This window comes from Methylobacterium sp. J-001 (assembly GCF_022829565.1).
Classification (GTDB): Bacteria; Pseudomonadota; Alphaproteobacteria; order Rhizobiales; family Beijerinckiaceae; genus Methylobacterium.
Genome location: NZ_JAKSYN010000112.1, coordinates 23,096 through 36,705, shown reverse-complemented (window position 1 = coordinate 36,705; position 13,610 = coordinate 23,096). Strand labels below are relative to the sequence as shown.

Here is a 13,610-nt window from a genome sequence, read left to right as displayed (position 1 = left end):
CTGCCTACCTTCGGCTCGTCTTCGACCACCAGCATGGTCTCGTCCTCGTTGTCATTCCGCGGCCAAGGGCATCGTGTGCCCCTCGACGGATTCCGGCCGCATGTCGGATCTCGGCAGTCCCCATCCCTTCACCAGCCCGTACACTGCCGGGATCACGACGAGGGTCAGGACGGTCGACGACACCATGCCGCCGATCATCGGCACCGCGATGCGCTGCATGACCTCGGAGCCCGAGCCGGTGCTCCACAGGATGGGTAACAGCCCGGCCATGATGGCGACCACGGTCATCATCTTGGGCCGCACCCGCTCGACCGCGCCGACCATGATCGCCCGCCTCAGGTCATTTCGCGATAGGGGCCAGCCCTCCCGCTCGCACTCCGTCCGGACCTCGGCCAGCGCATGGTCGAGGTAGACCAGCATGATCACCCCGGTCTCGGCGGCGACCCCGGCGAGCGCGATGAAGCCCACGGCCACGGCGACCGACAGGTTGAAGCCGAGCCACCACATCAGCCAGACGCCGCCGACCAGGGCGAAGGGCAGCGACAGCATCACGATGAGGGTCTCGGTCAGGCGCCGGAAGTTCAGGTAGAGCAGCAGGAACACGGTCAGGAGGGTCAGGGGCACCACGATCTTGAGCCGGGCCGTCGCGCGGTCGAGGTACTCGACCTGCCCGCTCCACTGGAGGGTGGTCCCCGGCGGCAGGCTCACCTCGCCGGCCACCGCCGCTCGCGCCTCGGCCACGTAGCCGCCAAGGTCGCGTCCGGTGACATCGACGTAGATGAAGACCGCGAGTTGCCCGTTCTCGGTCCGGATCTGGGTCGGGCCCCGGGTCAGCGCGACCTTGGCGACCTCACCCAAGGGGACCGTGCCTCCGCCCGCGATGGGTACCTGCACCTCGGTCGCGATGGATTGTGGGCTCGACCGGAAGGCGCGCGGGTAGCGAACGTTCACGGTGTAGCGCTCGCGGCCCTCGACGGTGTTGGTCACGCTCTCACCGCCGAGCGCCATGGCGATCACGTCCTGAACCTCGCCGACCGTTAGGCCGTAGCGGCCCAGAACCTCACGGTCCGGCGTGATGTCGAGGAAGTACCCGCCCTGGACGCGCTCGGCATAGGCGCTCGACGTGCCCGGCACCGCCTTCACCACCGCCTCGACCCGGCGGGCGACCTTCTCCATCTCGGCGAGGTCGGTTCCGAGCACCTTGATGCCGACGGGGGTTCGGATGCCGGTGGCGAGCATGTCGATGCGGGCGCGGATTGGCTGGGTCCAGGCGTTCGAGACGCCCGGGAACTGGAGCGCGGCATCCATCTCGGCCTTGAGGCTCGCCAACGTCACGCCCGGGCGCCACTCCGCCTTCGGCTTCAGGTTGACGATGGTCTCGAACATCTCGGAGGGCGCCGGGTCCGTGGCCGTGTTGGCCCGGCCCGCCTTGCCGTACACAGACAGGACTTCCGGGAAGCTCTTCAGGATGGTGTCCTGTCTCCCTAAAAGCTCTCCGGCCTTGGTCACCGAGATGCCCGGCAGGGTGGTCGGCATGTACATCAGGGTGCCCTCGTCGAGGTCGGGCATGAACTCGGACCCGAGCTGCAGGGCCGGCCAGACCGAGGCGCCTAGAACGCCCAGCGCGATCAGGATGGTCAGCACCCGCGCCCGCAGGACGCCGGCGATGATGGGACGGTAGAGCCAGATCAGGAGCCGGTTCACCGGGTTGCGGTGTTCGGGCACGATGCGGCCGCGCACGAACAGGACCATCAGGGCCGGAACCAGCGTCACCGACAGCACCGCCGCCGCCGCCATCGCGAACGTCTTAGTAAAGGCCAGCGGCCCGAACAGACGCCCTTCCTGGCTCTCCAGGGTGAAGATGGGCAGGAAGCTGACCGTGATGATGAGGAGCGAGAAGAACAGCGAGGGACCGACCTCGGAGGCGGCCTCTATCAGGACCTGGACCCGGGGCTTGCCGGGGTCCGCCCGCTCCAGGTGCTTGTGGGCGTTCTCGATCATGACGATGGCGGCGTCGATCATGGCGCCGACCGCGATGGCGATGCCGCCCAGGCTCATGATGTTGGCGCCCAAGCCCAGCGCCTTCATGCCCGCGAACGCCATCAGGATGCCGACCGGCAGCATCAGGATGGCCACCAGCGCGCTGCGCACGTGGAGCAGGAAGACGACGCAGACGAGAGCGACGATGGCGCTCTCCTCGATCAGGGTGCCCTTGAGGGTCTCGATGGCCGCCTCGATCAGGTGCGAGCGGTCGTAGACGGGCAGGATCTCGGTGCCCTTCGGCAGGCTGGCGGCGACTTCGGCGAGGCGCGCCTTGGCGCTCGCGATGACGTCGAGGGCGTTCGCCCTGAAGCGCTGGAGGATGATGCCGCCGGCGACCTCGCCGTCCCCGTTCATCTCGGTGATGCCGCGGCGCTCGTCGGGACCGAGCTCGACCCGGGCGACGTCCTTCACCCGCAGGGGTGTGCCCGCCTCCGTCCTCAGGACGATGCTCCCGATGTCGGCGACGCTCTTGAGGTACCCGCGGCCACGGACGACGAACTCGAACTCGGACAACTCGACGGTGCGGCCGCCGACGTCGGCGTTGCTCGACCTGATGGCCTCCCGGAGCTTGGACATGGTGATGCCCTGCGCCCGCAGTCGGTTCGGATCGACGACGACGTTGTACTGCTTCACGAAGCCGCCGACGCCGGCGACCTCGGCCACGCCCTCGGCGCGGGACGCCCCGAAGCGGACGACCCAGTCCTGGAGCGAGCGGAGTTCGGCCAGCGACCGCTCCTTGGCGACCACGACGTACTGATAGACCCAGCCCACCCCTGTCGCGTCCGGTCCCAGCGTCGGGGTCACCCCTGCCGGTAGGCGCTTGGCCACCGTGTTGAGGTATTCGAGCACCCGGCTGCGGGCCCAGTACGGGTCGGTGCCGTCCTCGAAGATGACGTAGACGAACGAGACCCCGAAGAACGAGAACCCCCTCACCACCTTCGACCGCGGCACCGTCAGCATGGCCGTGGTCAGCGGGTAGGTGACCTGATCCTCGATGACCTGGGGCGCCTGCCCGGGGTACTCGGTGTAGACGATGGTCTGGACGTCCGAGAGGTCCGGGATCGCGTCGAGCGGCAGGGTCCTCAGGGCGTAGAGCCCGGCTCCCACCGCGAACACGGTCCCGATCAGGACTAACACCAGATTCTTTGCCGACCAGGCGATGAGGCGGGAGATCATGGCGCCTTCCCCTCGGCGGCGGCCTGCGGGCCCGGGTCGGGTTTGGGCTCCGAAAGCCCCTGCAGCGCCGCCTTCAGGTTGCTCTCGGCGTCGATCAGGAAGTTGGCCGAGGTCACCACGCGGTCGCCCGCGGCGATGCCGTCGCGGACCTCGACGTAGCCGTCGCCGCGGACGCCGAGCCTGACCGGTCGCGGTTCGAAGCGACCCTCGCCCTTGTCCAGCAGGACGACCTGTTTCGTGCCGGTGTCGATGACCGCGTCGTCGGGCACCGCGACCACCGGCCTGTCGCTGCCGGTGGCGATCGTCACGTCGGCAAACATCCCCGGGCGCAGGTCGCCGTTCGGGTTGGGCATTTCGATGCGCAGACGGGCTGTCCGGGTCCCCATGGCGAGGTGCGGGTAGATCCGGGTCACCGCGCCGGTGAAGACGCGGTCCGGGAACGTCCTGGCGCGCACGGTCGCCATCTGGCCTTCTGCCACGGCCGCCAAGTCGCGTTCGGTCACGTCGGCGAGGACCCAGACCTTGGAATGGTCGACGAGCTTGAACAGCGTGTCGCCGGACTTGGCGCGCATGCCGTCGGAGACGTTGCGCTCGACCACGACGCCGTCGCGGGGCGCCGACCAGGTGATGGTCGAGGGCACTTTTCGGGATCGCTCGATCTCGTCGATGACCTCGGGCGGGATGCCGAGGTTCTCCAGGCGCCGGCGGGCGCCCTCGTAGCCGATGCCGGTGAGGTACTGCGCAGCCGCCGCGTTCATCTCCGGCGAGAACAGGCGCAGGAGCGGCTGGCCCTTGTGCACGTGGTCGCCGGTGGTGACGGCCTCGACCTTCTCGATGAATGCGTCGGTGCGCATCGCGATGACCGAGATCCGGCGCTCGTCCTCCTCGATGGCGCCGGGCGCGCGCACCGGCATCGACAGGACGCGTCGGTCGACGACCGCCGTCCGGACCCCGGTGCGCTGTAGCTTGCCGGGCGAGATTTTCACGGTGCCGTCCTCGGTGTCCTCCCCCTCGTAGACGGGGAGGTAGTCCATCCCCATCGAGTCCTTCTTCGGGGTCGGCGAGGTGTCCGGCAGGCCCATCGGGTTGCGGTAGAAGCGCACCTTGCGGGCCCCCGCAGGCGTGGTGGCCTGACCCATGGCCATGTCGCCGTGCCCGGCGTCGGGCATCGCCTCCGCCTCGTCGGGTTCGTCGAAGCGCACCTCCTCGCTGGCGCGGACGGCGCGATAGTCGCGACCGTCCGCCGTGCGCCTCGGCTCGGAGGCGTAGTCCGGCTTCCCGTCCGGGTCCTGGTAGAAGACGACCGGTCCCGTCGCCTTCGCCGCGACCGATGCCTGTATCGGGGATGCCGGCCGGGGCGTGCTCGGCAGCCAGTGGGTGAACCCGGTCCGCGCCTGCTGGACGAGCGCCGGTACGGGGCTGCCCTCATGCCCCGCGCCATACCCCAGGGCCCCCGCCGCGAGCGCGGCGAGGGTCCCGGCCAGCCATGCCATCCGGCTCACTTGGTGGCCTTGAACACCAGCTTGTTCTCGACGGTGCCGGTCTCGCCCTGAACCTTGGCTCCGAGCGAGAGGCGCCAGCCGCCGGCCATCGTCAGCTTCGCCTTGAACCGGTAGAGGCCCGGCTCCGGCGACGGTAGCTGCTCGATCCTGGAGGTCATCTCCTCCATGCTGTCGGGCGCCATGTCGATGCGCTTGGCGAAGATGACGGCGTTCGGCACGGGCTTGGACGTGCGCTTGTCGACGAGGCGGACGTCGAGGATGGCCTCGCCCTGCTTGGCCTCGTCCTTCACCAGTTGGAACTCGTAGTCCTTGGTGTCGGCCCGGGCCGCGGTGGTCAGGGCGAGACCGAGCAGCGCAGCCGTCAGGGCGCGTGAAAACGATGTCTTGGACACGGTGGATGATCTCCTGAAAACGATGTGACCCGGGCCTTCAGGCGCGCGGGATCGGCCGGCGCAGGCGCCGGCGGCATCGGGTTCAGGCTCGGGGAGGCTCGGTGGGCGGCCCTTGCGACAGGCTGTCGAAGGAGGCGGTGACGGCCCGGGCGGGCCCCTCGATGACGGCAACGCGGCCCGGAAGTCCGACGGCGACCGGCAGGCCGGTGGCGACCTTCGCCAGGCAGAGCGCCATCAGCGGGCAGCCCTTCGAGCAATCGGGCAAGTCCGGCCGCTCCTTGGGGCAACACGGCATCTCGTCCATGGCCATCCCGGCCATGTCGTCCATGGCCTCGTCGGGCATCGCCATGACGTGACCCTGAACGGCCATCGGCGCGCGCATGCCCGCGGCGGCCGCGGATGCGGTCACCGGCGCAAGGGCGAGGCTGAGAACCGCCAGGAGCGGAAGCAGCCTGCGAAGGGCGAGCCAGAAGGTCACCGTCGGACGATGCCACATCGTAGACCGGCGAGGAAGGGACGGGACTACCGGACGCGCCAAAGGGATACGGCGAGCGCGACGTTTGCGAGGGCGAGTACGGAAAGGAGGACATAGGTCGCGTCGGCGCCCGCCTGCGTCAGCACGACGGCCCCGAGGGAGGGCGCGAGCGCCTGCGCCACCAGCCCCGGACGGGCGAGCCGGCCGACGAGCGGGGCGTAGCGCTCGGGACCGAACAGCGCGAGAGGCACCGTGCCGCGGGCAATCGAGTAGATCCCGTTGCCGGCCCCGTAGAGGACGAGCGCCAGTCCGACCACGGGCAAGCCCGCTGCCAGCATCGCGATCCCGGTCGCCACGAGAACCATCGCCGCCGTGAGGGTCCAGAGCGGGTGGTGCCGGCCCTTGCCGGCCATCTCGACGATGCGTGCCCCCACCTGGGCCGGTCCGATCAGGGCGCCGTAGGCCACGGCCGAGGTAAGAGCCACGCCACGGGCCTGAAGCAAGGTGATGAGGTGAACCGAGACCAGGGCCATCACGGTCCCGCCAAGGGTCAGCACCCCGGCCATGAGGAGGAAGGCGCGACGCTCCCGACCATCGAGACGAATGACTGGGCTCGGGCCTGCGGGTCGCGTGATCGGATGTGCGGGGGGCCGGGGGATCGCGAGCAGGACGAGCGGCAGCGTGACCGAAAGGTGCAGCCCGGCATAGGCGAGGCAGGTCCCACGCCAGCCAACCTGTTCGATCAGGAAGGCCGAGAGCGGCCAGCACACCGTGCTGGCGAAGCCGCCCCAGAGGGTCAGCGTGGTGATGGCAGGCCTTGCCTCGGCGCCGTAGAGGCGTCCGAGCGTGGCGAAGGCGGGATCGTACAGTCCGGTGCCCATGCCCAGGCCGATCAGGAGCCACCCCGCGAGGTAAGTCAGCAGGTTCGGAGCGAGGCCGAGGATGGCAAGGCCGACGGCGAGGGCGACGGCCGCGAAGGCCAGTACCGGCCGGCCGCCATGCTCGCCGATGTAGGTGCCGACCCGCGGCGAGGCCAAGCCCGCGACGAGGAGACCGAGGGACAGGCCGCCGATGACCCATCCCAGAGGCCATCCCGTATCCTTCGACATCGGCGCGGCCAGAACCGACAGCAAATAGAACGAGGAGCCCCACGTCAGGATCTGGACCACGCCCAGGGCCGAGATCACGGGCCATCGGCGCGCCGGGGCCATCGGATCGCTACCGGGCGCCGAGCACGGGTAGCCAGAGGGCCAGCGCCGCCAGGGTGACGAGCAGCACGGGCTGGGTGATGACCAGACCCACCCGCATGTACTGACCCCAGGTGATGTGCTGGCCCTTGGTGTCGAGGACGTGCAGCCAGAGCAGGGTCGCCAGACTCCCGATGGGCGTGAACTTCGGGCCGAGGTCGCAGCCGATGACGTTGGCGTAGACCATGAGCTCGCGCATCAGCGGCGAGAGATCCGGAGCCTGCTGGATGGAGAGCGCACCCACGAGCACGCTCGGCATGTTGTTCATGACCGAGGACAGGATGGCGGCGGCGAACCCGGTGCCGATGGTGGCGACGAACGGACCATGGCCCGAGAGCCAGACGAGCCCCTGCGCCAGATAGTCGGTCAGGCCGGCGTTCTTCAGGCCGTAGACCACGAGGTACATGCCGAGGCTGAAGAGCACGATCTGCCAGGGGGCCCCCGTCAGGACCTTGCGGATGGGAATGACGCGGCTGCGGTTGGCCAGCGCCAGCAAGACCAGTGCGCCGGCGCAAGTGACCACCGAGACCGGCACGCCGAACGGTGCCGTCACGAAGTAGGCGATCAGCAGCAGCCCGAGGAGCGGGAAGGCCGCCCGGAAGACCAGCGGGTCCTTGATCGCGTGGCGGGGCGCTTCGAGCTCGGCCACGGGGTACGTGGCCGGAAGGTCGCGCCGGTAGAACAGCCACAGCACCACCAGGGTCGCGGCCAGCGAGACGAGGTTCACCGGCACCATCACGGCCGCGTATCGGCTGAAGGAGATGTCGAAGAAGTTCGCCGAGACGATGTTGACGAGGTTCGAGATGACCAACGGCAGGCTGGTCGAGTCCGCGACGAACCCGCAGGCGACGATGAAGGCCAGCGCCGCCGCCGGCTTGAAGTTCAGCCGGAGCAGGATGGCGAGCACGATGGGGGTGAGCAGCAGTGCCGCGCCGTCGTTGGCGAACACCGCCGCGATCGCGGCCCCCAGCAGGATTACCAGCGGGAACAGCAGCCGTCCCCGACCCCCACCCCAGCGGGCGATGTGCAGCGCCGCCCAGTGGAAGAAGCCGGCCTCGTCGAGCAGGAGCGAGATGATGATCAGGGCGACGAAGGTGAAGGTGGCGTCCCAGACGATGTGCCAGACCACCGGGATGTCCCCGGGGTGGATGACCCCGGTGGCGAGCGCGACCGCGGCCCCGATCAGGGCGCTCCATCCGATCCCGAACCCCTTCGGCTGCCAGATGACGAAGACGAGGGTGACCACGAAGATGGCGAGGGCGAGCATCGGGACCGTTTCTTGTTCTTGGTCTTTCAGGGCGGGTCAGGCGGTAGCGACGCGGCGCCCGTGCTCGTCGACGACGCGCTCGCCATCCTCCTTGACGAACTCGCCCTGTTGGGCGGGAAGGAGGTCGAGGACCGCCTCGGAGGGGCGGCACAGGGCAACACCCAGTGGGGTGACGACCAAGGGGCGGTTCAGCAGGATCGGATGCTCGCCGATGGCATCCAGAAGCTGATCGTCCGTCAGGCTCGGGTCCGAGAGGCCGAGCTCGCCGAAGGGCGTACCCTTCTCACGGAGCAGATCACGGACCTTCACGCCCGCCCGCTCGGCAAGCTGGCGCACCAGGGTCCGGTTTGGGGGCGTCTTCAGGTACTCGACCACGTGCGGCTCGATGCCGGCGTTGCGGATGAGGGCTAGGGTATTGCGGGACGTGCCGCAATCCGGGTTGTGGTAGATCACGACGTCCATCAGGCGGTCTCCGTGCAACAGGCGGCGAGGGCAGCGACAGCCGGGGCGCAGACCTCGGGGCGTCCCTGGCAGCAGTCGCGCATCAGGAACTGGATGAGCTCGGACAGGTCCGGGTAGGCGGCGCTGTAGATGATCGAGCGCCCCTCCCGCCGGGAGGTGACCAGCCCCGAATGGCTGAGCTCCTTGAGGTGGAACGACAGGTTGGTGCCGGACACGCCGACCGCCTCGGCCAGCATGCCGGCCGCCATGCCCTCCGGCCCGGCGGTGACGAGCTGGCGCACGATGCGCAGGCGATGCTCCTGGCCGAGGGCCGCGAAGGCCGCCACGGCTTGCCGTTCGTCCATCATGATGTCAATATCTCAACCATCGTTGAAACGTAGAGGAACGAAACGTCTTGGACAAGCCCCTGCAGCCCTTCGCCGATGGAATGCCGAACCTGAGCGAGGGGCATTTCGTGGTCCCGACGACCGACGCCCTGCACGTGAAGACACCGTTCACCCACGCCCCGCGCTTCCTGATCCTGTACGGATCGCTCCGTGAGCGCTCGTTCAGCCGCCTCCTCGCCTACGAGGCCGCGCGCCTGTTGGAGGCGATGGGCGGCGAGGTGCGGATCTACGACGCGCACGGCCTGCCGCTGCCCGACGACGCCACGGCCGATCACCCGAAGGTCCAGGAACTCCGAAACCTCTCGATCTGGTCGGAGGGCCACGTCTGGGTCAGCCCCGAGCGACACGGCGCCATGACCGGGGTCATCAAGAGCCAGATCGACTGGCTGCCGCTCTCGGAGGGTTCGGTGCGCCCGACGCAGGGGCGGACGCTCGCCGTGATGCAGGTCTCCGGCGGCTCGCAGTCGTTCAACGCGGTCAACAGCCTCCGCGTGCTCGGTCGCTGGATGCGGATGATCACCATCCCGAACCAGTCCTCGGTCCCGATGGCGTACAAGGAGTTCGACGACGCCGGCCGGATGAAGCCGGGTCCGCTCTACGACCGGGTGGTCGATGTCTGCGAGGAGCTGATGAAGTTCACGCTCCTCACGCGCGAGCGATCCGACTACCTCGTCGACCGGTATTCGGAACGCAAGGAGCGCGAGCCCGAAAGGCTCAAGGCCGTCGCCGTCGACATCGGGTTCGTGAAGCGACCCTCCTGATCTGCACGTCCACGCCGACCTCTTCTACGCCATCGCCTCGCCCGGTAGGATAGCGATCCCTATTTCAAGGGCTCCACGACCGTAAGCACAAGAGTCTGAGCGCTGGGGCACGTCGGCCGCCACGATGGCGACCACGGGGGCCGTCTCGTCGGGGCGCCGACGATCGCGACGTGGACGGATCCTTCGCCAACGTCGACGGCGGTCAGCTTCACTAGGCTCAGCTGGAGCTTCCGCATGCCGCCTCGGTCAGCGAGGGGGACCGGACGGAGTGGAGCGTCCCCGAGACGTAGACGAGGTCGCGGACGTCCGTGCCCGGCGCGTCGGCCTCGGCGATGGAGGCGATCGGCTCCGCAGTCAGGAGCAGAAATTTCGCTAGGCATCACGTCCTCCTTGGCCTTGCGCCGAACGAACCCCGCCCAGGTCCGGACGGTCCCGTGCGTCGCTGTCTCCAGCACCGCCACTTCGGAGAGGGTCGACGCGGTCAGGCGGCGAGCGAGGATGGCCAGGAGTGGGATGGTCACGACGCCGCCTTCAAGACGATCGCGTCGACGTCGGCGAAGGCGCCGTCGACCTCCGCGGTGGTGATGGCGCCGGCGCCGATGCCGGCGGCGACCTGGTTGTAGACCGCCAGACAGACGCCAATGTGCCTCCGGATCTGCAGGCTCAGCACCTTCAAGCGGTCGTTCGTGAGGGGCCGATCTACCCCGTCGGCGAACGTCCACGGGTCGCTGTCCTTCCGGGCGTCGAGCAGCGTCGCGGTGACCTCGCTTAGCGTGCGCGTCAGGGCCCGCTCGTTGACGGCGACCGCCCAGCCGTCCCACGTCGTGCCGCCCGCCTCGGCCGCTAGGTGCGCCTCGTATGCGTAGGCCAGGACAGCGGCCGCGTCGGGCGGAGCCGGAGCGTTCGGATCGAGCCAGTAGCCATCGGCCTGTTGGGCCTACCTGAGCCACAGCCAGGCGCCGACCGCGTCGCAGATGACGTCGAGGGAGAGACTAACCATGTGAGATAGCGTGGACCGGGGGCGTTAAGGGGGTGAACGTCACGTGGGGCCCTGAAACATAACACCCCCCGACCCCGGGGGCCGGAGGGTGCGCTCAGGATGTGGTGCATCGCGAGGACGACGGATACGTCGACAGCCTAGAATATACCCCACCGAACAGCATCGGACAAGCAAAAAGAGGGCGAATAACGACGGTCTAGCAAGGGGTAAGCGGCGGTTCTAGACTTGGAACAACGGCGGTCCAGTAGGGGGTAGAGCCATTCCTACGACCCCCCCTGAGCGTCGACGGCCAGCCACATCCAGGGAGGGCGGCGCAGAACGTCACGGTAGTGAGCTACACCAGGGAACGGGGCGGGCGGCAGCGACGGGGAAGGTAGCAGGGGGACGACGGCGGGATGACGACCCGCGGGGAACCAGGAGGCCCGGGCCCAAGGGGACAACGGGGGCCCAGGGGCCCATATGTGGAACCAATCACCCGATTATCGTTGAGGGAGAACGGGTTACAGCGCCGAGAACGCCCGTCAGGATTTCGTCCATCTTGGCCTCCATCCACGGGCCCTTGGAGGCCGGTACGATGAAGCTATCGTGGACGGGCAGGCAGGGGATGGACGCCTTCTCGCAGGCCTTGAGGACATCCACCGCCATGGCGCTGTCTACGGCCATGCAGCGGATCCCACGGTCTGCAGCGATGTCTGCGGCGATGGGGGTGTTCCGCGCCACGACGGCCTTGAGCAGGCCGCGGGTGTAGTCCCAGCCGTGCTCCCAGTCGTCCTTGTCCATAATGGCCGCCGCTGCCGCGTTCATGGTCTTCGCGTTCAAGGCGACGTTGAGGGCGAGCTTGCCCTCGTCACGGGGGAATGTTCCCGTGACGTAGGGATCGTGGCGCAAGACGTGACCACGGGCTGCGTAGAGGATCCGCGGATGGAGGGTGGCGAAGTCCGGCTCGAAGGCCGCCTCGCCGTTGATGAGGAGCTCCCGGCGGCGTCCCTTGGGGAGGTTCTGCCACCATCCGTAGAGCCGGCCGTGGCGGTCCCAACGGCCACGGCCGAACACGCGGTAAACCTCGGGGCTCGGGGTCGGGACGACGCTGGCCCACGTCCCCTTCTCCTTGCGGTCGTTGCGGGCCCGGACAACGCGCGTGGCGTGCTCCCACCCGTCGCCCGTCGGCATCGTGACCGAGACGTTGCCGAGGTAGGCATTGATGCGGTCGAGCTCGGCCTCCAGGCGTCGCGTCTGACGTGTCGGGTCGTAGCCGATGACGTCGCCGGCCTCGTCCTTGAGGATGAGGCGGCAGCGGCGCGTCTCGTACTCGAAGGGCGCGTCGCGGAAGGCGTGGACGAGGTCGGGGGTCGCACGCAGGCGGCTCTGCATCCCGGTGGAGAGGTGGTCGCCAGGGCGGGCCCGGACCTCCTCGATCAGCCCGAGCTCGACGAGTTCAGCCACGGCGGCGAGCACGCGGTCGTAGGTGTAGGGCAGGCCCATGTACCGCGATTGACCGGCGTAGAACGCCTTGCGGCGCGAGTAGCTGACCCAGCGATCCTCGCCGGGCGCCATGTCGGCCGCGATGCACGCGGCCGCGAGGACGCTGCGCCTGGCGACGTCCTGCCTGCGATCGGGGATGTCGGGGATGCCGGCGGCCGAGAGGATGTTCTCCGGGATGCGCCAGTGGAAATCGAGGGCGCGGTCGCGCGCCTGTGCCGTGTTGAGCATGTCGTATCCATCGACACGTCAGGCACCACACCGCCGTGTCGGGACCGATGATCCGCTCGAAATTAGCCTTAGTCTATGGGTCTGTGCTTTGGAGATCCACTGATATACTTCGCGAGACCAGTAGTTCTACCGCCCCGACGGGGTGCATGATCTCACGGGGGTAAAGCATCGATTTCAGCCTCGCCCACGGCCTAACTTCGAGGCACCGGAGGATTCAGCCAACGAGCCCCGTGGACGGCTCCACGGGGCTCTAATGCGGTCGAAAATTTATTTGTGCTCGCATGCGGCCGTCGCCTGATGCCGTGAGGACATATCGAATCCGCGAACAGCTTGGTGAGCTGGTGGCTCGAACTCCTAACCCGATCGGGGTCTACCCGATGACCTCGCGGCGGCCCTGGAGCGGGCCCTGTCGGCCGTGAAGCACATCGACGCCGGTAGGATCGGAGCCGAGGCGTGATGCCCAGTGACCAGGCGTTCCTACTCACCTTCGCAGGCCTGCTGCGAGTCGGCATCCTCGCCGACCCTGTCCCGACCTACCGGGCATGCCGATCGGCTTGCGCCGCCCTTGGGGACGCATCCGTGCCCGTTGACTACACCTGACCGATTCGCGCGGTCCGCTTAGTCCACGAGGAGGATTGGGAGAGTCGGCTGAGGCCCACCCCAACCGCGGCCGCCGTGCGGGCCACGCTGGCGAGCGAGGGCGTGGAGAGCGTCCTGGCACGGTGGGGCGGGCGCTACCGAGGCAAACTCATCGCGGCAGCGAACCGCGCCGCGCGCAGGTCACCGCCCGCCAGACATTCCCTTACGTGTCCGGGATCGGGGGCACGTCCGGAGGCGTCGCCTGCGTGTAGGTGACGGTCTGCACCGTGTAGTCGGGCGTGCCTGAGAAGCTGATGCCCAAGCCGGCGTAAAACCCCATCACGGAGTGGAGCGCGCTCAGGGACGACTTCCTCATCTCGACGGCGACCATGGTCCTCTGGGACAGGCCGACGCGTCGGGAAATTTCGTCCTGCGTCAGGCCGACGAGGGTCCGCGCGGCGCGCAGCTGCATTGGGGAGGGATACACGACGAGGCACTCCGAGCCGGATTCGATGGAAGGCCATTATCACCAAAGCGCCCGAAACGTGCAATGACGGCACATCGACTCGCGTTCTCAGAAGAAGGTGATATCCTCCGATTCGTGCCGACA

The 13,610-nt window shown here is 68.4% G+C and carries 12 protein-coding genes; 1 reads left to right on the top strand and 11 read right to left on the bottom strand.

Annotation, left to right across the window (positions count from 1 at the left end; translation table 11 throughout):
* Positions 1-51 precede the first annotated feature (51 nt).
* The 8 genes from MKK65_RS12325 to MKK65_RS12290 all read right to left on the bottom strand — a co-directional run bounded on the left by MKK65_RS12325 (position 52) and on the right by MKK65_RS12290 (position 8,911).
* Positions 52-3,219 carry an efflux RND transporter permease subunit gene (locus tag MKK65_RS12325; protein WP_243957985.1) on the bottom strand — a complete coding sequence of 1,056 codons (3,168 nt, stop codon included), beginning with the start codon at positions 3,217-3,219 and terminating at the stop codon, positions 52-54.
* Positions 3,216-4,721 (bottom strand): efflux RND transporter periplasmic adaptor subunit, encoded by a 1,506-nt coding sequence (locus MKK65_RS12320; protein WP_147840847.1) that lies wholly within the window; start codon positions 4,719-4,721, stop codon positions 3,216-3,218. The genes MKK65_RS12325 and MKK65_RS12320 overlap by 4 nt, the downstream gene beginning before the upstream one ends.
* Complete coding sequence (locus tag MKK65_RS12315) at positions 4,718-5,113, bottom strand: FixH family protein (RefSeq protein WP_056251379.1); 396 nt, start codon at positions 5,111-5,113, stop codon at positions 4,718-4,720. Before MKK65_RS12315 ends, MKK65_RS12320 begins: the two co-directional genes overlap by 4 nt.
* Positions 5,114-5,195: 82 nt before the next feature.
* Complete coding sequence (locus tag MKK65_RS12310) at positions 5,196-5,591, bottom strand: hypothetical protein (RefSeq protein ID WP_147840870.1); 396 nt, start codon at positions 5,589-5,591, stop codon at positions 5,196-5,198.
* 44 nt (positions 5,592-5,635) lie between these two features.
* A complete protein-coding gene (locus tag MKK65_RS12305) occupies positions 5,636-6,799 on the bottom strand; it encodes an MFS transporter (protein WP_147840848.1) in 1,164 nt (387 codons plus the stop codon).
* 7 nt (positions 6,800-6,806) lie between these two features.
* Positions 6,807-8,102 carry an arsenic transporter gene (locus MKK65_RS12300; RefSeq protein WP_147840849.1) on the bottom strand — a complete coding sequence of 432 codons (1,296 nt, stop codon included), beginning with the start codon at positions 8,100-8,102 and terminating at the stop codon, positions 6,807-6,809.
* Positions 8,103-8,138: 36 nt separating this feature from the next.
* Positions 8,139-8,564, bottom strand: a complete 426-nt coding sequence (gene arsC, locus MKK65_RS12295) for an arsenate reductase (glutaredoxin) (protein ID WP_055959023.1) — start codon at positions 8,562-8,564, stop codon at positions 8,139-8,141.
* Positions 8,564-8,911: an ArsR/SmtB family transcription factor gene (locus tag MKK65_RS12290; RefSeq protein WP_056251363.1), complete on the bottom strand. Its 348-nt coding sequence runs from the start codon at positions 8,909-8,911 to the stop codon at positions 8,564-8,566. Before MKK65_RS12290 ends, arsC begins: the two co-directional genes overlap by 1 nt.
* Positions 8,912-8,958: 47 nt before the next feature.
* On the opposite strand from MKK65_RS12290, the gene arsH reads away from it, so the two are divergent.
* Entirely contained in the window at positions 8,959-9,711 is a 753-nt protein-coding gene (gene arsH / locus MKK65_RS12285; protein ID WP_147840850.1) for an arsenical resistance protein ArsH, read from the top strand.
* Positions 9,712-10,228: 517 nt separating this feature from the next.
* Here arsH and MKK65_RS12280 read toward each other — a convergent pair.
* The 3 genes from MKK65_RS12280 to MKK65_RS12270 form a co-directional block, all read right to left on the bottom strand.
* The gene (locus MKK65_RS12280; RefSeq protein ID WP_156629667.1) at positions 10,229-10,387 is read right to left on the bottom strand and encodes a hypothetical protein; all 159 of its coding nucleotides are present in this window, start codon (positions 10,385-10,387) and stop codon (positions 10,229-10,231) included.
* Between the two features lie 795 nt (positions 10,388-11,182).
* Entirely contained in the window at positions 11,183-12,421 is a 1,239-nt protein-coding gene (locus MKK65_RS12275) for a hypothetical protein (protein ID WP_147840851.1), read from the bottom strand.
* Positions 12,422-13,223: 802 nt separating this feature from the next.
* Positions 13,224-13,487 (bottom strand): helix-turn-helix transcriptional regulator, encoded by a 264-nt coding sequence (locus MKK65_RS12270; RefSeq protein WP_147840852.1) that lies wholly within the window; start codon positions 13,485-13,487, stop codon positions 13,224-13,226.
* Positions 13,488-13,610 lie beyond the last annotated feature (123 nt).

Coding starts and splice junctions, on each gene's coding strand:
- MKK65_RS12300 (WP_147840849.1), bottom strand. CDS start 8,102: ATGCTCGCCCTCGCCATCTTCGTGGTCACCCTCGTCTTCGTCATCTGG.
- arsC (WP_055959023.1), bottom strand. CDS start 8,564: ATGGACGTCGTGATCTACCACAACCCGGATTGCGGCACGTCCCGCAAT.
- MKK65_RS12275 (WP_147840851.1), bottom strand. CDS start 12,421: ATGCTCAACACGGCACAGGCGCGCGACCGCGCCCTCGATTTCCACTGG.
- MKK65_RS12290 (WP_056251363.1), bottom strand. CDS start 8,911: ATGATGGACGAACGGCAAGCCGTGGCGGCCTTCGCGGCCCTCGGCCAG.
- MKK65_RS12325 (WP_243957985.1), bottom strand. CDS start 3,219: ATGATCTCCCGCCTCATCGCCTGGTCGGCAAAGAATCTGGTGTTAGTC.
- MKK65_RS12305 (WP_147840848.1), bottom strand. CDS start 6,799: ATGGCCCCGGCGCGCCGATGGCCCGTGATCTCGGCCCTGGGCGTGGTC.